The following is a 20555-nucleotide window of genomic DNA, read 5'->3' as shown; positions in this document are numbered from 1 at the left end:
TCCTCGCACTAATAGAGTTGGTCATTTTTTAATAAGTCATCGAGCTGTTTATCGACCTTGATTTTAATATCGTGCTCGATTTTAACGTTGAGGTTAATAGTGATGGGCTTATCGGGCGGCTCTATTTTTACCGTCGGACTACAAGCCACGAGCGATAATAGGGCGGCAGCAGCCAGTGGCAGGTGCAGTTTCATTGGAGCTCCTTGCTGGGTTCAGCATTGATTTTTTGTTGCAACTCTTGTTCGAGTCGATTGCCTATTTGCAAACTCTCAATCAGCTTAAGCATATTTTCGCTTTGATGATAGTTGAATACTATCGGGCGCTGATAACTGGGGCTCCTCCCTTCTAAGTGAATCTTTAATTGCGCTTCGCCGTGATTATCCATCTCAAAGCTACTGGATAATTCGCGGTAATTTAGCTGTTTAAGCACATCTAGGGCAAAGGCGAGTTGCGGCTCGCTGCTTGCTAGTTGCTGAAATTTTTCATTATCTTGCAAGCTAATTTCACCGCCTGGGGGGCGCGCGGCTAAGCGTCCGCCGTTAATGCTGACCTTGCCATCTTGATAAAATGCTGGCAAGACGCCATCAATCCGGCCGCTGGCATGTATTCCTTGCAAGCGCTGTTTATCCATAATACGAGTTAAATCTAAGTCTTGTAGCAGTAGGTATAAACTGGCTTGCTGTTGATTGGTGACCACCACCGACGGGATGAGGACATCGCCACCTAACAGTTGGCCTTGTCCTTGTAATTCAGCTTTGGCTTGATTGCTATCAAGGCCGCCAAGATTCGCGGTTAGCTTACCGCTAAAATCAATGTTTTCAATCACAGTGAAAGGATTAATGGCGCTGGCACTGAGGGCGATATTGCAATCGATATTGGCACTCAATAGCGGTTGCAGCGCACCATGGAGCGTGCACGGCAGCTTAATCGTGGCGTTATCGATAGGAACATGGGCGATTGCGCCATTGATGTGATTAAGCTCAATGGCAAAGGTGTTGGTCAGGGGCTGATAAGGCGTGTGGTTGCCCCAAGTAAACGCGCCAGTAAAGGATAAATCGCCTTGTAAATTGTTGATTAATTCACGGCTAGCGCGGCTCAATAATGGCTGCCACTGTTTAAGGCTGGATTGATGCTGCCAGTCGCCAGTGACTTGCCACTCGTTACGGGCGGGATTGATGTTAAGTGCTTGCTGACTTGATACGCTCAGTGCATCTAATTGCCACAAGGCTTGGCTGCTTAATCGGGTGCGCGCGCCGCTGTGATAGTCAATGCTGGCATGCAGGCCAAGATGATTAATGGCATGCTGACTGACAATTTTATGTTGTTGGCGCGGCGCAGTCGTTGATAACAGTTGCGGGTGAAAGATCTCAGCATAACTTTGCCATAGCACTTGCTCTGTGACTAATCCCAGCTCAAATTGATGGGTTAATGTCGCATTCGGATAGGGGGTGAGATTGGCGTTAGCGTTATTGCCCGTGTCAGCAGCGGGCAATAATATCAATTGGCTCGATGGTAGGCTCAAACGCCAGCGTGGCACTAAGCCTTGCTTTTGATGTTTAAGCTGTTTTTCAATCATCACTGGGCCTAAATCAATTCTATGATAATTGGGCACTAAACTAACTGCAGCTTGCGACTGCAGGTTCAGTTGCCATTTAGCCTGAGCATGTAACTCTTCACCTTTAACGCTAAATTGGGTCGATTCCAATCCACTGACCTTATCCTGGGTAAGTAAGCGCTTATCAAGTATGTCTAACTCATTAATTTTAAGCTCTAAGGCCATCATGGCTTGACTATGCCACCAGTTAATTGCGGTTTGAGTTTGGCTGGCTGATATTTGGCTTGTGGGCACTGAGTTGATTGCTACCGGGCTTGTTGGCACAGGATTTATTGACGTTGAATTTATTGATGTCGGAGCAAAATTGCTTGCTATGGTCGCACCCAATGTACCGTTAATACTCATTTGTAGCGGCGTTATCAGGGCCTTAACCGTTAACGGCGCAATATGCGCTATCTGCCAATGGTTAAGGCTTGCCTCTGCCTGATAATTAGCGCTTAACTGCGGGGCTTGCCAGCGCAGTTGTGACAGCTTAGTCATTAGCCTAAATTCGGATTTGATGTTATCAGGGCTAGCACTGGTTTTGCCTATGGCAGCAGCCGTGTTGTTGGCGTCAGCAGCTAGTAGCTGCTGCAAACTTATGTCATCGACACTCACGCTATTCATTCCAGCGCCTGTCATTGGGGTATCCCATGTTAGCTGCCATGCGGCGATGCTAGAGGCTATGTCTAGCCAGGGGAGGCTAGTCGCGAGCCATTGCCATTCTGTCGGGAGCTGCTGATGTAACTCTGGCACCATATGCTGTTGTAGCCACAAAGCTAAGGCGTTATCTATTGCTCGTGGCAATAGCAGTTGCACACTTGCGGGCTCAATTTGCCAATCTAACGTTTGCCAATCCATGCTTTTTAAATCAATAGCAGAGGCTAATTCTTGCTGCGCCGATATCTGGCCGCTGAACTTTGCTATTGAAAATAGAACATCACCGCTTACAGGTGTTGGTGCTGGTGTTGATGGATCCGCTGGCTGCATCTTTAGTTGCATGAGTGATAGCGGCAATAGCTCAGCTAATTTTGTTATGAGGAGCTCACTATCAAGGCGATAGTTAAGCTCGGTTAATTGCAGTTGGCCTGTGATGCTAGGCTCATTACTCCCAAACCAATGGTTTAAGTCAGCATGGCTCGTCAGCATAACGCTCGCAACACCTTCGAGGCGCGCATCATCACCTTGCCACAGCCAAGGGCGCAATGCGCTAAGGGCGTTATTATCCTGCAAATATTCAGGGAAGCTGCCTTGATGGATTAAGAAGTTAACTTGCGCTAACAGACTGGCAAAGGATAGGTTGCTCTCTAAAGTTAGCCCCTTGTGTTGTTGCCACCTTAGGCTCAGGGTTGAAGGCGCTGCTTCATTGCCTCTGGGGTTAGCCATCGGCTTTACCATGAGATTAAGGGCGAGTGCATCATCTGTGACTTCGAGTTTATCGAGCATTAGAGTCAACTTACCTAGGCCAAGCTGAGCTTGATTAACCTTAATATCGATTGGCAATGGCAATGGCAATAAGGCTGTTGGCTGGAGTGGTGCTGATTGTGATGCTAAGGTGTTGGTTTGAAACCGTGCCATAACCTCAGTAACCATGGCTTGATTTAACTTGGCAGGCGCCTGGATAACAATATTGGCTGCGCTAACGCGGGGCCGCGCTTGGCTTAAATCGAGTTCAAGCTCATTAAGCCTAATGACAATTGCCTTATCGGACCTAGGGTGACTGCCATCTATGTTGATAATGCTGTCGATAGGGTAGTTGATAGGATTAGCGATAGCAGAATTGTTGATTGCATTATTCATCGCCTGAGGGCTGGTGGGCGTGAAAGCATGCTCAGGTAAGTCGATATGGATAGTGCTTGATGAGAGAGTCAATATTAGGCCGCCGCGCCAATGAATATCACTGCCTTGCAAGGACGCTAAACGGATAGCGTAGGGGGTTAATTCATGGTTAATTAAAGCGCTTAACCAGGTATCGCGTTTAAGCCAAGCCCACAGCATTAGGCTTAACAACACCAATATGAGCAGACTTGTAATGAGTAAGGCGCGGCGTGTTTTGACTGGTTCACAAGGAGTTGCGGCCTGAGTATCGGCACCGGCAGAGGTGGAAGGCGGGTTGTTATCTGCGTGCGGTTTCATGGCTCGTGACTTATGCCTCATGACTTAGGTGTAGTTTTAGATTGATGGCGGTTGGTAACTACTTATCTGTATAGACTTTATCTGCATAGGCTCTATCGGTAAAAGCACTATCTTTAAAAGCGATATGGGTGTTATTGATAAATTATGTCAATGAATGACTGCTGAGCGTAGGGCGGGGTCAACCTAAGGTAACCCCGCCGCGTTGTCAGTTTTTAAGTGTATCGCTTATTGCCAATAAATTTCAGTCGTGAGGCAATGAGTTTCACCAGCGGCCAACATGACTTTATCCTCTAACACGTTAGCGGCTTCCAGACAGACCATAGTTAAATAGTCATCATCATTAAAACGACTCAACCAAGTGGATTTTTCAATCCATGGATTCCACAGAACGGCCGATTGACTATTTTTGCGTTTAACGACGATAGTGCCATTGGGGGTATGCAGTAATTGCTGTGGCCCAAGCTTGGTATAAACTCGGTCGGTTTCTTTATCAAAGCTCACAGTATCGCCTTGCTGCTGATAAGGTCCCTTAGCAAATTCAATATACTCAGAGCCGCTAAAACCACTGGCTTGTAATTGGTGAATATCATCAATGGCAAAATAGGTATGTAGCGCTTGGGTGAAGGAGACAGTTTCAAGGCCAGTATTGTGATTAATTAAGCTCACTTTTAAGCGCTCACTTAATTCAAACACCATAGACACTTGGGTGTCGTGGGGCCAATACTGCTTATCTTGCTCATTGATAGTTAATACAAAAGTAAGCTTAGCAACGTCTTTTTCTACTTCAGCACTTTGCAAGTTCCATAAGCGCGTGCGGGCAAAGCCGTGTTGTGGCCAATTTGGCGTGGTATTCATGCCAAACCACGGCCAGCACACAGGTACCCCGCCGCGAATACCATTGCCAGCTTGGTAATCATCGGCGCTCGATACCCATAAAATCGGCGCTTGACCTTTAGGTTGAAATTGATCAATTTGCGCGCCTTGCATAAAAATACGAGCGCTACACAGAGCTGTGTCGATATCGACATACTCTAAGCCATTGGCATGGGTTTTAGTTGTGATTGAAGCCATTAATTGTCCTTAATAATCATGTGCATTAGCTGAGGCTAAAAAAAAGGAGTGCTTAAGTTTTAATGAATTGCACTAATAAATTGTTGGCAGGCAATGAGTGTATTGACTGTAACATTAAGCCGTATGACTGAGCTAGTTGTGAAACCTCATCTAAGCAGCGCACACCGCTACTTGGATCACGGCGTTGTAAAAATTGATCAAATTGTTGATTCGACTCGCAAGTGTGGGCGCCATGGCGCTTAAACGGGCCGTAAATTAACAATTGCCCTTGCGCGGGTAAGTGTACCGCGGCTTGCTGAATAAAGGTTTGACCACTGCACTCGTCCATAATATGCAAAGTATTGGCGCTATAAATCGCATCGACAGTCGCCATGGGCGGCCAGTGATTGACATCTAACACCCAAGGCGTAGGGAGATTATTACGCCCTTCCTGTGCTATGCGTAGCTCATGCTCTACACGGCGAGTGAGGCCATCAATATACTCAGTTTGCTCTGTGCATTGCCACTGAATATGGGGCAAGGCGGCACTAAAAAATGCGGCATGTTGACCTGTGCCACTGCCAACTTCTAGCACAGCAGTACAATGGCCTAACATAGGCGCAATCACGGCTAATATGGGCGCTTTATTATTTTCACAGCTGTGCGAGAAGGGCAGTGTCATTCGCTTAATCCAGCGCTTGCTCGGATAAAATCACAGCTTCGATACTGGCCGGATGAACCTTAATACACAAGTTACCTTGCTTAAACGCTATGGTGGGATTGACTAAGCGTTCGTGTTCTCCTTGCGGCGAGCTCAATTTCACCTTGATGGCGGTTTCACCGTTAAGTATGCGGGCAATACTTGGCACTCGCGCAATCAAGGCTTCACATAGCTCTTGAGTGGTGGTGGCTTGGCAAGGCAGCACTAATTCGATGTGCTCCCAACCTTCAGCGGGATATTGTTTTTCACCAGGGTATGGCAGTTCAATACAATCAATTATTTGCTGATTAAATGGCAGGCCGTCATCTAACTTAATGATAATGATTGGCCGGCCATTGATGATATTGTTGGATAAGATTTCGCCTTGGCTGGCAACATCTAAATGTAACTGGCACGCCTTATCAAAATCATTGACGCGCAGCGCCGCGTGATCGCAATGCAGCGTTAAGGAGTCAAGTCCCAGCTCTTGACTAAAGGCGGTGATTTGCTGGCTAAAGGCGGGCCAGCTTTGCAGTAGTTGCTTAAACGACATAACTTCCTTAAGGGTAAATTTCTATGGGGGTTCCAACATCCAGAATTCGCCACAACTCATCCATTTCTTTGTTGGTGACAGCAATGCAACCGTTGGTCCAATTATATTGCTGTTGCTCTAGGGGCGATAATTTGGAGTTGGGGTTCTCGCCGTGGATCATAATAAGGCCGCCGGCACTTAAGCCTAAGGCACGGGCACGAATTTTATCGGCATCATTAGGGTAGGAGATATGAATTGAGCGATAAAAGGCGCTATCGGCTTTTTTATAATCCAAAATATAGCGGCCTTCTGGCGTGCGCTCATCACCTTCATTGAGTTTGTGACCCACAGGGTTATCACCAAAGGCAACGTGGTAGCTTTTGACAACTTTACCTTGATGCAGCAATTGCATTTTATTGGCAGATTTGGTGACCTTGACGAGATCAACCGCAATCGCTGCTGAGACTGCATGACTAGCTATCAATAATGTCACCGCCAACCCTATCCTAGTGGCAACGCTGAACCATGGTTTATCCACAAACTCATTCCCTATATGTATTAGCAAAAGCCTATCATACGCAATTATAAGCTTTTGTTCATCATACTGAATGATGCCATTAAGCACTTTTTTATCGTAAGGAATTATCTCAATTTAATGCCATGGTGAGCGAGGTATAGCCTTGCTTGCACTATTTAGTGCGGGCGTCTTGGGTACTTAGTGGTGGAGTTGCGCTGATGTTTAACCGTGGGGTGCGTTCAATCTATCGATGGGGAGTACAGATTTGAGGGGGTAGTACTAGGTCAAACTAATCCTCTTGGCTCAGCACTTACATGCCGAACCAAGAGGGCTGTCACACACCCTTAGTCTTCGCTGACTGGGGTCGAGTTTTCAGCTGGCGCATCAGTCGCGACAGCTTGCGCCGCTTCCATTTTGGCGCGCTCAGCTTTAGAGATATATTTAGCTTTCAGGCCGCCTTGGACTGGATGCTCTTTTTGGTTTTCACGTGCTTTAGTACGCTTAGCCATTTTCTTGATGATTTTCTGCTTTTTATTCATGTGCTCAATTACGCGGTTGGGACTGAACCAATAGCTCTAGTATGACTATTGTTCGCCAAGGCGGGCGAGTGTATCTAAAATTGGCCGCCTTAGCAAAAAATTAGCGTCAACCCGCCGTGGTAAACACAGTGATCTTCCCCTGTGACTTGACGTATACTCGCCATCCGCAATTTTTGGATACTAGCTATGTTAACTGCCATTACTTTTTTTGAGCGTTTTGAAGCCGATATATTAAGCGGCGCTAAGATAATTACTCTTCGCGATGAAGCGGAATCCCATGTCGCGGTTGGGCAAATTTTGCCTGTATCAACCTTTGAAGCTGGGCGCTGGTTTTGTGATATTGAGATTTTAGCTGTGAGCCCGATTACTTTAGCCCAACTGACTGATGTAGAAGCGGATGCTGAGAATATGACCTTAGCAAAATTGCATCAGGTCATTGGCGAGATTTACCCAGGGCTTGATCAATTTTATAAAATCGAATTTCGCTGCTTAACACCGCGCTAGTGGCTATGCACCACTAGTGTGGGATTAACGGCTATATTGCTCTCTATCGGCGGTGGTGGCGCTTTCATTGCACTCACCGCGGATTTCGCCGCGATCGCTTGTTATTAAACGATTCAATTCTATGTAACCTTCACGACAATACTGGGTCATTTCTAAGGTTTTAACTAAACCAAGTTCAGTTTGTTCTGTGACTAAATCCCGTAATTCTTTGGCATTATTGGCCATGATCAGCGCTTCTTTGCGGCTGGTGGGCTTTATATACTCATGGTTTGAGCTCGGCTCAGTAATTTTCAATGTATAAACAAATACTTTAGTGCCATCATCCCCAATTTGAGTTTGCATTTGATCGCGGATCTTGCCAGCATAATCTTCGAGCAAGCTTGACGATGATTGACAGCCGCTGACAGTTAGAGCGGCGGCTATGCATAGCCATTTTAGCGGTAATGTCGTCATTCTTAAGTTAGCCTAATATCAATATTAGCCATGAGTTTAACGGCAAAACTATTGAATTTCATTAATTTTTGCTAAGTCATCGTCAAGGGGCACATAAATGCTTAATTACTGGCAAACGCTCTGGTCATCTCTTGACTGGCACTGGCAATTAAGCGATGTACTTGCCGCCGTGACTTGGCTGGTGTGGCTGGTTATTGTGTGGCCGAAGGATGATGTTTATCAGCTTAAGGGCAATTCTGGGCTGCGCCAGCGCTTATGGGGGATCACTTTAGTTATTTTTGGATTATGGGCACTGGATGCCAGCATACATCCACAATTGCATCTGCATTTTTTGGCGCTAACGACGTGTATGTTGATGTTTGGTTGGCGGTTGGCCACCTTTGCATTAATTATCCCAAGCCTCATGTTTAGCCTGCTGGTATTAGAGCAACCTTGGCAATTTTTTGCCTATAGCTTAGTGGGTGTGTGTTTGCCTTTATGGTTTAGTTTTGTGTTTTATCACAGATGTTTTCACTTATTGCCGCACCATTTATTTATCTACATTTTCTGCGGGGCATTTTTAAATTCAGCCCTCACCATCTTAGTGCACATGCTGCTGTGGTCTGGCTGGCTGTTGCTGACCAGCGATATCCCCTTAAGCGACATCATAGATAATTACTTATTAGTGGCGCCGCTATTAATGTTCCCCGAGGCACTGCTTAATGGGATGGTGATTACTTTAATCGTGGTGTACCGCCCACAGTGGTTATATGACTACAGTGATAGAACCTATTTATGGCAAAAATAACCGGCACTTTTAGGCGGTGTGGCCATAAACAGCCAAGCAGATGTCAATTAGGGGGGAGTGGAGGTTTCACTCAAAACAGTGCCAAGGCTTGGCACTGTTTTCTATAAGGCAAAACAGCATAAGGCAAATCAGCTGACTTAGCGGTTAAAGGCTAAAGCACAGAGGCTGGATTGAAGCCAATAGCTAGTTAGGCGTAGTGTTGCTGCAAATACTTAATGATATCGCCAGACTCGTATAACCATTGTTGTTTGCCGCCTTGTTCAATGCGTAGGCATGGCACTTGCAATTTACCGCCTTGCTCAGTCAAGGTTGCAGCCACATTCGCTTGCTTAGCATTTTCAAGGCGAATGTTCAGTTGCTGGCGATACATTTGGCGGCGCACTTTAACGCAAAATGGGCACGCTGGATATTGGAATAAGGTTAAGGCGGCGGTAGCCTTATCTATCTGTTGCTGCGCATCTAAGCTGCGGCTAATTTTTTTAGGCTTAAAAACCGCATTTGCCAATAAAATCAACTTGCCGAGTAAAAATCTGATTAACTTCACCCATTATCTCCCTGTGTTTTTTGGCCGTAGTCTACCTGAGACCTAAGGAAGCGAACAGGACTTTAACCAATGCGTTGATGTACTTGTGAATGTTGGGTGATTGAATACACTCAATAGAGCAGCACTCGCTTGTTTGGAGCCTACCCCGTCATGAAAAGGTCATATCCATGAGTATTTTTTACCTAGATGGTAAGACATTTGAAGCTAGAAGTGGTGAGACTGTGCTCGATGCATTGTTACGCCATGAGTATCCTGCGAGTTATTCCTGTCGCAAAGGACGCTGTCGCAGCTGTTTATTAAAATGCGTGGGCGGCGATTTAGCGTTAATGGCTCAGCGCGGCCTTGAAATTGAATATAAGCAAGAAGGGCTTATTTTTGCCTGTCAGTGCATTCCTTCCCACGGTTTAGCCTTACAAACCGGTAATTCAGAACAGCTGTATATAGCGGCGCCCATTATTGCGAAAACCTTCTTGAGTGAAAACGTCATAAAACTGGTGCTCGACGTCAGTGGCCCTAAGCGCTATCTCGCTGGGCAGTCGGTCAATCTTCGTTTAAACAATGGGATAGGGCGAACCTTTGCCATAGCTAAAGCTCAAGATAACACTTTAGAGTTCCACATTCGCCGTAAACGCAATGGTAAATTCAGTGATTGGCTGTTTTATCATGCTAACAACGGCGATGAATTATTCTTGCAAGGGCCTTGGGGACACTGTCATTACTACCCAGGATTACCCGATGATATCTTAGTGTTAATTGGCGGTGGTACTGGACTTGGGGCTGTGGTGGGGATTGCCGAAGAGGCACTAGAAAGAGGGCACAGAGGGGAGATTTATTTATATCACTATGGCCGCAATTTGGATGATTTATATCAGCATAAATATCTTTTGCAACGTATGTTGATGCATAAAACCTTTTTTTATCAGGCCTGTGTCGGCGCTGAAAGCGAGAAATCGCAAGTGGATGGCAAGCGGGTGCGTTTAGCTGATCCCATAGAACTTGTGGCTGGGCGCCATCAATTCTCTCGGCAATTTCGAGTCTTTATTTGCGGTGAACCTAAGATGGTGTTGCGTGGGCAAGAGCGGATATTTTTAGCTGGCGTGCCGATTGAGCGCATTCATGTGCTGTCGTTTGATTATCGTGAATTAAGAAAGCGGCCAAGGACATGGGGATAGTACTGCCTGATATAGCCTCTTGTTAGTGCAAGTAAAATCCCTACAATATGCCCTATGTTATTTATTGAAGGGACAAGATTTTGTCTAAAAGTACCATTACCAATCTCATTTGCTTGTTGTTGACAGTTATTGGTTATGTCAGCGAGCAAGCTATATTGCTAAGCATTGGCTTATTTGCTTTGTCTGGGGCGGTAACGAATGCGCTTGCCGTGCATATGTTATTTGAAAAAGTGCCAGGCCTTTATGGCTCAGGCGTAATACCTGCGCGCTTTGAAGAGTTTAAGCGCGCCATTAGTGAATTGATGATGCAGCAGTTTTTCACTGATGAGAATATCGATAAGTTTTTATCAAAAGGCGCGGGTTCTGCCTCCATGCTCAATTTGACGGGCGTGATTGCTAAGGTTGATTTAAACCCAGCCTTTGATGCCTTAGTGACCACAGTGGAACAATCTTCATTTGGTGGCATGCTGGCCATGTTTGGCGGCAACGAGGCATTAGTGCCGCTACGCCAACCTTTTATTGAAAAAATGCAGGCATCCTTGACTGAAATAGCCGCCAGTGACAACTTTCAGCAGTTATTAATCAATGAATTAGAACAGCCTGAAAAAATGAGTGGTTTCAAAGTGCAAATTCAAGAGATTATCGAACAACGCCTGAATGAACTGACACCACAAATGGTCAAGGTCATGGTGCAAAAGATGATTGCCGCTCACTTAGGTTGGTTAGTGATCTGGGGCGGTGTATTTGGTGGCGTGCTGGGGTTATTCGCCGGACTTATTCAAAGCTAAAGGAGATAAGGTCATATGGCGCAACATCATAGTATTAACTATTTAGAAATTCCGGTGCGTGATATGGCCTTGGCCAAAGCCTTTTTTACTCGAGTCTTTGGCTGGCAGTTTACCGACTATGGTCCTAAATATTGCTGCTTTAATCAGGTTGGCATAGATGGCGGTTTTTATGAAGATGCCTTGTGTTTTAACTTAGCCAAAGGGTGCCCGTTAATCGTGCTTTATAGCCGCGACTTAGCTAAAACCGAGCAGTCGATTATTGATGCGGGTGGTGAAATCACTAAAGCGGTGTTTAGTTTCCCTGGCGGGCGCAGATTTCATTTTCTGTGCCCCAATGGCAATGAGTTTGCTGTGTGGAGCCAATAACTTAAGTTGGTAGCAAATATCTAAAACCTGATATGTGTGGCCTGATATCTAAGTCCTGATATCTAAGTCCTGATGTCTAGGGGCTGACATGTAAGAACACGTCAGCCCTCAAGCCACTATATTAGCTCTGAACCTGCAGCTGTTGCAGTTGCTTGTCATGCCATGCTGACAACAGTAATAACGCCATGATGGCGCCAAATAAGGCAAATCCCATGTCTGATTGGGTATCCCAAATATAGCCTTGGGTACCCAAAAACGCGTCAGCACCTTCGCCTGTGGCAATGGCTACCCACCATTCAATCAATTCGTAAAAGGCACTGAATGCCAAGGTAAAGCACACGATAAAGAAATTGCCCCACGCCTTAGTGCTAAACACTTGTTGGCGCCAGCAAATTTCGCGAGCCAGCATGACAGGCACAAAGCCTTGGGCAAAATGGCCCAGTTTGTCATAGTTATTGCGACTTGAATGAGTGAGCTCTGCTATCCAATCAAATAATGGTACTTCAGCATAAGTGTAATGACCGCCCACCAGTAAAATGATGCAATGCAGTAATACTAAGACATACAGTAACGGCGTTAATGCAAAGCGCTGCCGAGTGCTTATCAACACTAAAGCGCCAATCACAGCGGGAGCGACTTCCAACACCCAAGTAAAGCGGTCAAAGGGTTGATAGGCTGACCAAACGAATACAATCATGAAGGTTAGCATCCAAGCAATGGCTGCTGGGGTCATCTTGGTGGCTGTTGGCATACTCACTCTCACTAGTGATCAATTGGTAATAATTAATTCTATTGGATTTACAGTGTCTTGCGTATTGAATTTTTATTGCTACTTTTTTTGCATTCATGTAGCCCTATCTTGTGCCATAAAAAAGCCCTGAATTAATCAGGGCGTTGGTTATTGTTAACAGCTGTCTTTATGGTGCTAGCTAATCACTAGCACTTAATCACCTAAGCCTTAGTCGCTTGGCATCAGTCGCTTAGCCTTAGTTACTTGGCATTAGTAACTTGGCATTAGTAACTTGCGGTATGCACTTCACGTACTGAGCGACCAGACGGATCTATAATGCCTTGCAAGCTAACGTCCCACGCTAATGCTTCAGGAGTTGAGCAGGCCACTGATTTCCCCCAAGGCACAGTTTCGGCGGCGCTTGGCAGCGGAAAATGCTGCTCAAAGAAACCACGATAGAAATAGGCTTCTTTGGTGGTTGGCGTGTTGTAAGGAAAGCGGAAGTGAGCATTTTCCATATCTTTATCAGACACTTTGGCTGCAGCCACTTCTTTTAAGCCATCAATCCATGAGTAGCCCACGCCATCGCTGAATTGCTCTTTTTGACGCCATACCACAGATTCTGGCAGTGCATCAGCAAAGGCTTCACGCAAAATATGCTTCTCTATCTTGCCCTTGCCAGACATCTTGGCTTGCGGGTTAGTGCGCATGGCAACATCAATAAATTCTTTATCTAAGAAAGGTACGCGCGCTTCTAATCCCCAAGCGGCCATCGCTTTGTTGGCGCGCAGACAATCAAATAGATGCAGTTTATCAAGTTTACGTACTAACTCTTCATGGAAGGCTTCAGCATTAGGCGCCTTATGAAAGTAAAGGTAACCGCCAAACAGTTCATCGGCGCCTTCACCCGACAACACCATTTTGATCCCCATCGCTTTGATTTTACGCGCCATCAAATACATAGGCGTAGCGGCTCGAATGGTAGTGACATCATAGGTTTCTAGATGATAGATAACATCACTAATAGCATCTAAACCTTCTTGGAAAGTGAAATGGATTTCGTGATGAATTGTGCCTATGGCGGCCGCGACCTTTTGCGCGGCGGCTAGATCCGGCGCGCCTTGCAGACCTACGGCAAATGAATGCAATTGTGGCCACCAAGCATCCGATGCATCGTTATCTTCAATGCGATGTTTAGCATAGGTTTGAGTAATGGCTGAAATGACCGATGAATCTAAGCCGCCAGAGAGCAGCACACCATAAGGCACGTCAGACATTAATTGCCGTTTAACCGCCGCTTCCAGCGCTTGCCTGATTTCTTGGCTGCTAGCAGCATTGTCAGCAACTGCCTGATACTCCATCCAATCACGCACGTAGTAGCGCACTGGCGCTTGGCCTGATTGCTGATATTGACCTGGAGCAAACTCGGCCACATGGCTACATACTGGCACTAAGGCTTTCATTTCTGAGGCGACATACATGTTGCCAGCGCTATCATGGCCAGTATAAAGCGGGATAATGCCCATATGATCGCGGCCAATCAGATAACTACCTGTGCGTTTGTCGTATAACACAAAGGCGAAAATACCGTTGAGCATGTCTAAGAATTCGCAGCCATATTCTTGATATAACGCCAAAATAACTTCGCAGTCTGAGTTGGTTTGATAGCTGTATTTATCGCCGAGATCTGCTTTCAATTGCTTGTGGTTATAGATCTCACCGTTTACCGCTAATACTAAGCTGTTGTCTTGGCTGTAGAGTGGCTGAGCGCCATGCTCAATGTCCACAATGGCTAAACGTTCGTGGGCCAAAATAGCGTGATCGTCTTGATAAATCCCAGACCAATCGGGTCCGCGGTGACGTAGGCGTTTTGACATTTCTAACGCAATAGGGCGCAGGCTATCAGCATCAGTTTGAATATCAAGAATGGCAAAAATAGAACACATGGCGAACTCCAGCTCAAAGTAATTTAATATCAAGGCGTTGATATAATGTCGATAACTAGAGTCTGCCACCGACTGCTGCGATGATCAAATATGGTTTTTGAGATTTTCTCGTTATTTAGGCGTTTTCACTGAATATGGTCGCGTTATTTGTGCACTTTGATTTTAGTATAATCATTGTTTTGTTTATTTTATTATTGATTGTGTAATTGGGGGGTTGGTTTTTGCGGGTGTTTTAATGAATTGATGCTTAGGCGTATTTTTTTGCTTAAACATAAAAAAAGCCGCTAATCGGCTTCTTTTTGAACGTTTGTGTCGGCATGACACAGCAAACACTACTGACTCGCTAAGTTTAAGCTTGTTTAAACTACGTCAATATCGGCCGCGCACTCAAACACATGGTTCGGCCGGAAAGGTTCTTTATCAATATCAGCTAGTTGACTCACGCCAGATGTAACCAGAATAGTTTCAAGTCCAGCTTGAAAGCCTGCCAAAATATCGGTTTTCATGTTGTCACCCACGATCACGGTATTTTCTGAATGAGCATCTATGCTGTTAAGCGCCGAGCGAATAATCCAAGCGCTGGGTTTTCCCACATAAAAAGGTTTTTTGCCACTGATGCGCTCAATCGGGGCGCACAATGCGCCGCACGCTGGGCTGTAATCTGGGCCGTTAGTATCAGGATTAGTCGCAATAAAACGCGCACCATTAGCCACAAAGCGCGCTGCTTTATGGATCATGTCCCAGTTATAAGATTTGGTTTCACCCACAATCACGAAATCAGGGTTGATATCGGTAATGGTAAATCCGGCTTTATAGAGTTCATGGGTGAGGGCGCCTTCACCTATGACAAAGGCCTTATCGCCGTGCTGGTGGGTCAAGAAGTCGGCGGTGGCCATGGCCGAGGTATAAAAACAGGTTTCTGGGACTTCAATGCCCACGGCTCCCAGTCGATTTTGTAAATCTTTGCCGGTTTGTACTGGGTAATTGGTCAGAATAACGAGCGGATTTCCTTGTTCAAGCAAGCGGTGGATAAAGCGGTCGCTGCCAGGTATTAAACGATTGTTGTGCAACAGCACGCCATCGATATCACAAATAACACTTTTCATCAGTTACTTCCGGTAAATAAACCTATGGTCAATGTAGAGGAATTAGCCTGCGGATGGAATGAATTTAGGATGAAAATGGACATAAAAAACGGCCATATAGGCCGTTTTTTTCAAGTCGAGGAGTTTAGTCTGGCGCGTAACCATTAACACCTATGAGCTTATTATCAAGATAAGCTTGGCCATCAATGAGGCGCAGGCGGTCTTGACTGAACCATTTAACCACTAATGGGTAAATGGCATGTTCTTGCTCATGGACACGCTCAGCTAGCACTTCAATGCTGTCTTCTGGGTACACAGGTACTTTGGCTTGCAAAATCACTGGGCCGGCATCTAAGGCTGGAATGACAAAATGAACACTACAGCCATGTTCAGTGTCGCCTGCATCCATAGCGCGCTGGTGAGTATTCAGCCCTGGGTGACGAGGTAACAATGACGGATGAATATTGATCATACGTCCTTGATATTTAAGCACCAACTCTTCACCTAAAATCCGCATAAAACCAGCCAGCACGATTAAATCAGGCTGATATTTATCAATCGCCACCATTAAGCGCTGGTCGTATTGTTCGCGGCTTTCATCGTCATGGACCAGTACGCAACTAGTATCAATCTCATGTTGATGCGCGCGTACTAAACCATAAGCATCGGCTTGGTTACTGATGACGCCGATAACGTCGGCATTGAGATTATCAAAACAACCATCAATAATGGCTTGAAGGTTAGTACCTTGGCCAGAAATGAGTACCAGGATGCGACAGCATGATTCCATTAAAGGATCTCCACTTGCTCTTCGTCGTTATTGCGCTCGGCAATGGTGCCGATACGCCAAGCAGTTTCACCGTGGGCAGACAATAGAGAGAGCGCTTCATCCACTGCTGATTCTGGCAACGCGACTATCATACCGACACCACAGTTAAAGGTGCGGTACATTTCGTATTGCTCAATATTACCAGCGTCTTGAATCCAGTTAAATATTGCTGGCCACTGCCAAGATTTACCGTCAATTACGGCTTTGCAGTGTTCTGGCAATACGCGCGGAATATTCTCCCAAAAGCCACCACCAGTGATGTGTGCCATGGCGTGAACGTCAGATTGCTCGATTAATGCTAATAACGACTTTACATAAATTTTTGTTGGTTCCAACAAGTGCTCAATCAGCGGTTTGCCAGCAAGCAATTGTTGGGGCTCGGCTTGGCTCACTTCTAACACTTTGCGGATTAACGAATAACCGTTAGAGTGAGGGCCGCTTGAGGCCAAAGCGATTAAGGCATCGCCCGCTGTGACCTTAGACCCATCAATGATATCAGCTTTTTCTACTACACCGACACAGAAACCTGCCAGATCGTAGTCATCACCTTCATACATACCAGGCATTTCGGCGGTTTCACCACCAATCAGTGCGCAGCCAGATTGCTGACAACCATCGGCAATACCATTAACGACAGCTGTCGCTGCCGCAACGTCCAATTTACCCGTGGCGTAATAATCTAAAAAGAATAAAGGTTCAGCGCCTTGAACGATTAAGTCATTGACACACATAGCGACTAAATCAACGCCAACGGTATCATGCTTCTTGAAATCAATGGCTAAGCGCAATTTAGTACCAACACCATCGGTGCCTGACACTAGCACAGGCTGCTTATACTTAGTGGGGAGCTCACAAAGGGCGCCAAAACCGCCAAGATTACCGAGAACTTCGGGTCTGTGGGTACGCTTTACGGCAGATTTGATGTTAGTGACTAGGGCATTTCCGGCGTCGATATCTACACCGGCATCTTTATAACTCAGTGGGGTCGGGGTGCTCACGGCGATCCTCTTGGGTACAAGTGATAAGAGTGTTCTTATGCGGGCATTCTAGCATTTTGCTCATGGGCATAACACCCGCGCACTTTCCCTTGTGGCGAACGCTGATTATGCAAATTATGCAAAATCAGCCTGTTTTTATTGCGGTTTGGTGAATAATGTCGACTTGGTTCACGATTTTGCGATATTGACCAAGTTTATGTTTATTCCTACAGGTAAATTGTCTAATATCCACCAAATTTGCTTTTTAAAACGTTGTAACGCCTTAAGCTCAAGCGTACAAATGCAGTAATAGCGAGTTTCAGCGCATTGAAGAGTCAAGCTGACTGGTTAGCTTGACAATAAAAATTAAGCAGGAGAAAACAATGAAAGTTGTCGAGGTTAAACATCCACTGGTTCGCCATAAAATTGGTCTGATGCGTGAAGGTGATATTAGCACTAAGCGTTTCCGTGAACTGGCGGCGGAAGTTGGCAGCTTGCTGACCTACGAAGCGACTGCTGATTTTGAAACTGAAAAAGTCACTATTGATGGCTGGAACGGTCCTGTTGAAGTCGATCAAATCAAAGGTAAAAAGGTTACTGTAGTACCTATTTTACGTGCGGGTCTTGGCATGATGGACGGTGTACTAGAGCACATTCCTAGCGCGCGTATCTCAGTTGTTGGTATTTATCGCGACGAAGAAACCTTAGAGCCAGTGCCATATTTCGAGAAGCTGGCTAGCGACATGAATGAGCGTATCGCCTTAGTGGTTGACCCTATGTTGGCAACTGGCGGCTCTATGATTGCTACCTTAGATCTGCTCAAGAAGCGTGGTTGTTCTTCTATCAAAGCCTTGGTATTAGTCGCTGCACCTGAAGGTATTGCTGCCCTTGAAAAAGCCCACCCAGACGTTGAGCTTTACACTGCCTCAATTGATAAGTGCTTAAATGAAAAAGGCTATATCCTGCCAGGTTTAGGCGATGCGGGTGATAAGATTTTCGGTACTAAGTAAGTTACTTGCCGTGTTCTAGCTATTACTAGCTAGCTAACGCATTGAATAAAGGAGCCCATAGGCTCCTTTATTGTTATTCAAAAATCCTCTAGCATTAGCGTAAGCCTATGTGCTTTTATAGACTCAAGATCTAACCTAGCCGTTAAATGGCAACAGCCAATCTGGCAACCTCACAATTAATGACTTGAAATAAGGACATTTCAAATGAACATCAAACTGATATCTATGCTTGTGATTACTGGATTATCAAGTTTTTCTGCCCATGCTATCAATGATAAATACCGGCAGCAGCTTGAGCGTTCAGGCTGTACGCAGGTTTCTGAAATGCAAGGTTGTGATCTCAACAAAACCCAAGCTGAAAATGCCAAGGCGGGATTTGTAAGCGATGCACCTTTGCATGATGCCAAGGTCGAAAACACGCCATATCACGCGACGGGTAAAATCACTTGTGCCATGGGGGATGCAAAGCTTGGTGCCGCGCAGTGTGAATTTGGGGTAATTCGCGGTAAATCAGGTCATGCCGAGGTTCATATCACGCCACCTGGAGGTTTCGAGCGTATCTTAAGCTTTGCTGGAGATAAGGTCACCGCCGCCGATTCCACAGTTACAGCCACTAAGAACGGCGATGAATGGCTCATCAAGATCAATGATTACGAGCAATATCAAATACCAGAGGCCGTGATTTACGGTGGCTAACAAAGGGCATATCATTTATCAAATACCTATGCCTTTTAATAATAGCTAATTTCAAATCCCTCATAACTTCAGTTCTTCTTCAATCAGTTTAACTACCTGATGGGTAGTGGGTGCCTAAAGGAAAATTTTATAGTCTCAAGAAATTTGACCATATGAGACTCAATTTAGTTAATAGTCGAAAGGAGTTTTTTCGTGTCAATCTCGCAGAGATTGAGAGTGAGGTCAGAAAGGTATCACCTGATGCAGAATTTATTGAAACTGCAGAAGCTAGAGATTATCGTGAGTCTAAGAGCATTGTCGAACAACGGGATAATGTGAAAAATACAACTGATCTTATCGACATTTTCCCTGAAGCTATTTGATAAGTACGTTGCAAACGATTGTTTTACTGGTGTTTTATTTTTTTGATCCCGTTCGCAGTTAATATGTGATGCGCTTGTAAGCTGGTTAAGTAGTGTTATTGAAAAACAATTTGTTAGCTTCAATACAAAGGAGCCCATAGGCTCCTTTTTTGCTTTTGAGTCATAGCCAAAAATAATCCCTGATTGCTAAATCGGATGCTGAACGTTAGCTTAATCACTCGTTAACCTTGGCCACTAACGCTAAACATAGGCGCAGCCTAAGGATGGTTTATATGAATTGTCATCAGCACGATTATATTGAAATCGCCTGTTTATACGGTTACCCAGTGAAACTCACCCTCAAAAATGCTGAGGTGATTGCAGGTGTTGCGCTAGATACTGTGCGTAATCTGGCTAAGCAAGAATGCATCAAGGTAGAGGTCAATGGCAGCGACTGCTTAGTGGTATTAGATACCTTAGCCATCCTTGAAGTGACTGTTGATAATCCGCATTTTACGCGCGTGAGTTTTGACTCTTAACTAAAGCCCAAGCTAGCGCTTGGGCTCATTCTCATTTTCAAACTTAGTCAGTGCATTAGCCCAGTAGTGATGGATTATTCTGCCACAAGGAGTAGCTCAGGATGGCGGCAAAACTGACCCAGAGAAAATAGGGCAGTAGTAATAAGCCGGCGACTTTATGGACTCGGTAGAAGGCCATTAAGGTGGCCAGAATTAGGCCAAGTAACATTAAGATATCCACGAAGGCGAATAGGCCTAAATGCCACGCAAAAAATAGCCAACTCCACAGCACATTCACTCCCAATTGCACCACAAATAACCCTAAGGCTAATTGCTTATGGCGCGCCTGTATTTGCGCTGTTGCGTTAAGGCTGTGGGTGGACTGCGCATCTTGTGCAAGCGCATGTGGCTCAATGCTTAGCGCACTTGATTGACGCCATACCAACCAGGCGGCAATGGCCATGAAGGTAAATAAAGTGGTCCACATGGGGCCAAATACCCAAGCGGGCGGCGCCCATGCTGGTTGCAACAGTTCAGCATAAAAGGCTTTAGCTTGAATAGAGGCAATGGCGCCGAGCGCGGATGCGCCATAACTTAATAGCAACCAAGCGATGAGGCCTATCACTTGCTTACGCGCCGATAATGGTGTCATTTCATACCCTTATGTTAGGTAGCTGCATCCTTAACATACCTTAAAGCAACACGGGAGCCAAAGGCTCCCGTGAGGTATATCTACAATCG

The 20555-nt window shown here is 45.6% G+C and carries 24 protein-coding genes; 9 read left to right on the top strand and 15 right to left on the bottom strand.

The features are described from left to right. Positions 1 to 8 precede the first annotated feature (8 nt). The 7 genes from AC1HDP_RS05660 to AC1HDP_RS05630 form a co-directional block, all read right to left on the bottom strand. Complete coding sequence (locus AC1HDP_RS05660) at positions 9 to 194, bottom strand: YnbE family lipoprotein (RefSeq protein ID WP_479637985.1); 186 nt, start codon at positions 192 to 194, stop codon at positions 9 to 11. After that, positions 191 to 3730: an intermembrane phospholipid transport protein YdbH family protein gene (locus AC1HDP_RS05655; RefSeq protein ID WP_479637984.1), complete on the bottom strand. Its 3540-nt coding sequence runs from the start codon at positions 3728 to 3730 to the stop codon at positions 191 to 193. Before AC1HDP_RS05655 ends, AC1HDP_RS05660 begins: the two co-directional genes overlap by 4 nt. A gap of 225 nt (positions 3731 to 3955) precedes the next feature. Continuing rightward, entirely contained in the window at positions 3956 to 4801 is an 846-nt protein-coding gene (locus AC1HDP_RS05650; RefSeq protein WP_479637983.1) for a D-hexose-6-phosphate mutarotase, read from the bottom strand. A 52-nt stretch (positions 4802 to 4853) separates the two neighbouring features. Beyond that, complete coding sequence (locus AC1HDP_RS05645) at positions 4854 to 5462, bottom strand: DUF938 domain-containing protein (protein ID WP_479637982.1); 609 nt, start codon at positions 5460 to 5462, stop codon at positions 4854 to 4856. Positions 5463 to 5466: 4 nt separating this feature from the next. Beyond that, a complete protein-coding gene (locus tag AC1HDP_RS05640) occupies positions 5467 to 6033 on the bottom strand; it encodes a VOC family protein (RefSeq protein ID WP_479637981.1) in 567 nt (188 codons plus the stop codon). A gap of 7 nt (positions 6034 to 6040) precedes the next feature. Next, on the bottom strand, positions 6041 to 6517 hold the full coding sequence (locus tag AC1HDP_RS05635) for a L,D-transpeptidase family protein (RefSeq protein WP_240778922.1): 477 nt from the start codon (positions 6515 to 6517) through the stop codon (positions 6041 to 6043). A gap of 356 nt (positions 6518 to 6873) precedes the next feature. Beyond that, complete coding sequence (locus AC1HDP_RS05630) at positions 6874 to 7068, bottom strand: DUF2986 domain-containing protein (RefSeq protein WP_479637980.1); 195 nt, start codon at positions 7066 to 7068, stop codon at positions 6874 to 6876. 186 nt (positions 7069 to 7254) lie between these two features. Here AC1HDP_RS05630 and yqfB point away from each other — a divergent pair, with 186 nt between their 5' ends. After that, the gene (yqfB, locus tag AC1HDP_RS05625) at positions 7255 to 7572 is read left to right on the top strand and encodes a N(4)-acetylcytidine aminohydrolase (RefSeq protein WP_479637979.1); all 318 of its coding nucleotides are present in this window, start codon (positions 7255 to 7257) and stop codon (positions 7570 to 7572) included. A 24-nt stretch (positions 7573 to 7596) separates the two neighbouring features. Here yqfB and AC1HDP_RS05620 read toward each other — a convergent pair whose 3' ends face one another. Continuing rightward, positions 7597 to 8025 carry a hypothetical protein gene (locus AC1HDP_RS05620; RefSeq protein ID WP_479637978.1) on the bottom strand — a complete coding sequence of 143 codons (429 nt, stop codon included), beginning with the start codon at positions 8023 to 8025 and terminating at the stop codon, positions 7597 to 7599. 97 nt (positions 8026 to 8122) lie between these two features. Between AC1HDP_RS05620 and AC1HDP_RS05615 the strand changes: the two genes are divergently transcribed. Further along, on the top strand, positions 8123 to 8812 hold the full coding sequence (locus AC1HDP_RS05615; protein ID WP_479637977.1) for a hypothetical protein: 690 nt from the start codon (positions 8123 to 8125) through the stop codon (positions 8810 to 8812). Between the two features lie 187 nt (positions 8813 to 8999). Here AC1HDP_RS05615 and AC1HDP_RS05610 read toward each other — a convergent pair whose 3' ends face one another. Next, positions 9000 to 9356: a glutathione S-transferase N-terminal domain-containing protein gene (locus tag AC1HDP_RS05610; RefSeq protein ID WP_479637976.1), complete on the bottom strand. Its 357-nt coding sequence runs from the start codon at positions 9354 to 9356 to the stop codon at positions 9000 to 9002. A gap of 167 nt (positions 9357 to 9523) precedes the next feature. On the opposite strand from AC1HDP_RS05610, the gene AC1HDP_RS05605 reads away from it, so the two are divergent. The 3 genes from AC1HDP_RS05605 to AC1HDP_RS05595 all read left to right on the top strand — a co-directional run bounded on the left by AC1HDP_RS05605 (position 9524) and on the right by AC1HDP_RS05595 (position 11682). Further along, positions 9524 to 10528 carry a 2Fe-2S iron-sulfur cluster-binding protein gene (locus tag AC1HDP_RS05605; protein ID WP_479637975.1) on the top strand — a complete coding sequence of 335 codons (1005 nt, stop codon included), beginning with the start codon at positions 9524 to 9526 and terminating at the stop codon, positions 10526 to 10528. Positions 10529 to 10608: 80 nt separating this feature from the next. Next, positions 10609 to 11316, top strand: a complete 708-nt coding sequence (locus AC1HDP_RS05600; RefSeq protein ID WP_479637974.1) for a DUF445 domain-containing protein — start codon at positions 10609 to 10611, stop codon at positions 11314 to 11316. Positions 11317 to 11331: 15 nt separating this feature from the next. Then, positions 11332 to 11682, top strand: a complete 351-nt coding sequence (locus AC1HDP_RS05595; RefSeq protein WP_140932864.1) for a VOC family protein — start codon at positions 11332 to 11334, stop codon at positions 11680 to 11682. Positions 11683 to 11803: 121 nt separating this feature from the next. Here the strand turns inward: AC1HDP_RS05595 and AC1HDP_RS05590 are convergent, their stop codons facing one another. From AC1HDP_RS05590 to purM, 5 genes are all read right to left on the bottom strand, one after another. Continuing rightward, on the bottom strand, positions 11804 to 12433 hold the full coding sequence (locus AC1HDP_RS05590; protein ID WP_479637973.1) for a DUF2238 domain-containing protein: 630 nt from the start codon (positions 12431 to 12433) through the stop codon (positions 11804 to 11806). Positions 12434 to 12696: 263 nt separating this feature from the next. Beyond that, positions 12697 to 14358 (bottom strand): asparagine synthase B, encoded by a 1662-nt coding sequence (gene asnB / locus AC1HDP_RS05585; RefSeq protein WP_479637972.1) that lies wholly within the window; start codon positions 14356 to 14358, stop codon positions 12697 to 12699. Between the two features lie 359 nt (positions 14359 to 14717). After that, on the bottom strand, positions 14718 to 15464 hold the full coding sequence (locus AC1HDP_RS05580) for an HAD-IIA family hydrolase (RefSeq protein WP_140932861.1): 747 nt from the start codon (positions 15462 to 15464) through the stop codon (positions 14718 to 14720). 124 nt (positions 15465 to 15588) lie between these two features. Continuing rightward, positions 15589 to 16233 (bottom strand): phosphoribosylglycinamide formyltransferase, encoded by a 645-nt coding sequence (purN, locus tag AC1HDP_RS05575; RefSeq protein ID WP_140932860.1) that lies wholly within the window; start codon positions 16231 to 16233, stop codon positions 15589 to 15591. Beyond that, positions 16233 to 17270, bottom strand: coding sequence for a phosphoribosylformylglycinamidine cyclo-ligase (gene purM / locus AC1HDP_RS05570; RefSeq protein ID WP_479637971.1), 1038 nt, complete (start codon positions 17268 to 17270; stop codon positions 16233 to 16235). The genes purN and purM overlap by 1 nt, the downstream gene beginning before the upstream one ends. A gap of 362 nt (positions 17271 to 17632) precedes the next feature. Here purM and upp point away from each other — a divergent pair, with 362 nt between their 5' ends. From upp to AC1HDP_RS05550, 4 genes are all read left to right on the top strand, one after another. Continuing rightward, the gene (gene upp, locus AC1HDP_RS05565) at positions 17633 to 18259 is read left to right on the top strand and encodes a uracil phosphoribosyltransferase (protein WP_479637970.1); all 627 of its coding nucleotides are present in this window, start codon (positions 17633 to 17635) and stop codon (positions 18257 to 18259) included. A gap of 204 nt (positions 18260 to 18463) precedes the next feature. Continuing rightward, entirely contained in the window at positions 18464 to 18955 is a 492-nt protein-coding gene (locus tag AC1HDP_RS05560) for a hypothetical protein (protein WP_479637969.1), read from the top strand. Positions 18956 to 19065: 110 nt separating this feature from the next. Continuing rightward, on the top strand, positions 19066 to 19317 hold the full coding sequence (locus tag AC1HDP_RS05555) for a hypothetical protein (protein WP_479637968.1): 252 nt from the start codon (positions 19066 to 19068) through the stop codon (positions 19315 to 19317). A gap of 272 nt (positions 19318 to 19589) precedes the next feature. Next, on the top strand, positions 19590 to 19835 hold the full coding sequence (locus AC1HDP_RS05550; protein ID WP_479637967.1) for a Rho-binding antiterminator: 246 nt from the start codon (positions 19590 to 19592) through the stop codon (positions 19833 to 19835). A gap of 55 nt (positions 19836 to 19890) precedes the next feature. On the opposite strand, the gene AC1HDP_RS05545 is transcribed toward AC1HDP_RS05550, so the two are convergent. Then, the gene (locus AC1HDP_RS05545) at positions 19891 to 20466 is read right to left on the bottom strand and encodes a TspO/MBR family protein (protein WP_479637966.1); all 576 of its coding nucleotides are present in this window, start codon (positions 20464 to 20466) and stop codon (positions 19891 to 19893) included. Between the last annotated feature and the right edge of the window lie 89 nt (positions 20467 to 20555).

Source organism: Shewanella sp. ISS20 (genome assembly GCF_056522965.1).
Note: the sequence above shows the minus strand (reverse complement) of the source record. Positions and strands in the feature narration are given on the sequence as shown.

Excerpts from the sequence above, each read along its gene's own strand:
- AC1HDP_RS05545 (WP_479637966.1), bottom strand. The coding sequence starts at position 20,466 with ATGACACCATTATCGGCGCGTAAGCAAGTGATAGGCCTCATCGCTTGG.
- AC1HDP_RS05615 (WP_479637977.1), top strand. The coding sequence starts at position 8,123 with ATGCTTAATTACTGGCAAACGCTCTGGTCATCTCTTGACTGGCACTGG.
- AC1HDP_RS05650 (WP_479637983.1), bottom strand. The coding sequence starts at position 4,801 with ATGGCTTCAATCACAACTAAAACCCATGCCAATGGCTTAGAGTATGTC.
- AC1HDP_RS05560 (WP_479637969.1), top strand. The coding sequence starts at position 18,464 with ATGAACATCAAACTGATATCTATGCTTGTGATTACTGGATTATCAAGT.
- AC1HDP_RS05590 (WP_479637973.1), bottom strand. The coding sequence starts at position 12,433 with ATGCCAACAGCCACCAAGATGACCCCAGCAGCCATTGCTTGGATGCTA.
- AC1HDP_RS05660 (WP_479637985.1), bottom strand. The coding sequence starts at position 194 with ATGAAACTGCACCTGCCACTGGCTGCTGCCGCCCTATTATCGCTCGTG.
- upp (WP_479637970.1), top strand. The coding sequence starts at position 17,633 with ATGAAAGTTGTCGAGGTTAAACATCCACTGGTTCGCCATAAAATTGGT.
- yqfB (WP_479637979.1), top strand. The coding sequence starts at position 7,255 with ATGTTAACTGCCATTACTTTTTTTGAGCGTTTTGAAGCCGATATATTA.
- AC1HDP_RS05595 (WP_140932864.1), top strand. The coding sequence starts at position 11,332 with ATGGCGCAACATCATAGTATTAACTATTTAGAAATTCCGGTGCGTGAT.
- asnB (WP_479637972.1), bottom strand. The coding sequence starts at position 14,358 with ATGTGTTCTATTTTTGCCATTCTTGATATTCAAACTGATGCTGATAGC.
- AC1HDP_RS05550 (WP_479637967.1), top strand. The coding sequence starts at position 19,590 with ATGAATTGTCATCAGCACGATTATATTGAAATCGCCTGTTTATACGGT.
- AC1HDP_RS05605 (WP_479637975.1), top strand. The coding sequence starts at position 9,524 with ATGAGTATTTTTTACCTAGATGGTAAGACATTTGAAGCTAGAAGTGGT.
- AC1HDP_RS05655 (WP_479637984.1), bottom strand. The coding sequence starts at position 3,730 with ATGAAACCGCACGCAGATAACAACCCGCCTTCCACCTCTGCCGGTGCC.
- AC1HDP_RS05580 (WP_140932861.1), bottom strand. The coding sequence starts at position 15,464 with ATGAAAAGTGTTATTTGTGATATCGATGGCGTGCTGTTGCACAACAAT.
- AC1HDP_RS05640 (WP_479637981.1), bottom strand. The coding sequence starts at position 6,033 with ATGTCGTTTAAGCAACTACTGCAAAGCTGGCCCGCCTTTAGCCAGCAA.
- AC1HDP_RS05645 (WP_479637982.1), bottom strand. The coding sequence starts at position 5,462 with ATGACACTGCCCTTCTCGCACAGCTGTGAAAATAATAAAGCGCCCATA.
- purN (WP_140932860.1), bottom strand. The coding sequence starts at position 16,233 with ATGGAATCATGCTGTCGCATCCTGGTACTCATTTCTGGCCAAGGTACT.
- AC1HDP_RS05620 (WP_479637978.1), bottom strand. The coding sequence starts at position 8,025 with ATGACGACATTACCGCTAAAATGGCTATGCATAGCCGCCGCTCTAACT.
- AC1HDP_RS05630 (WP_479637980.1), bottom strand. The coding sequence starts at position 7,068 with ATGAATAAAAAGCAGAAAATCATCAAGAAAATGGCTAAGCGTACTAAA.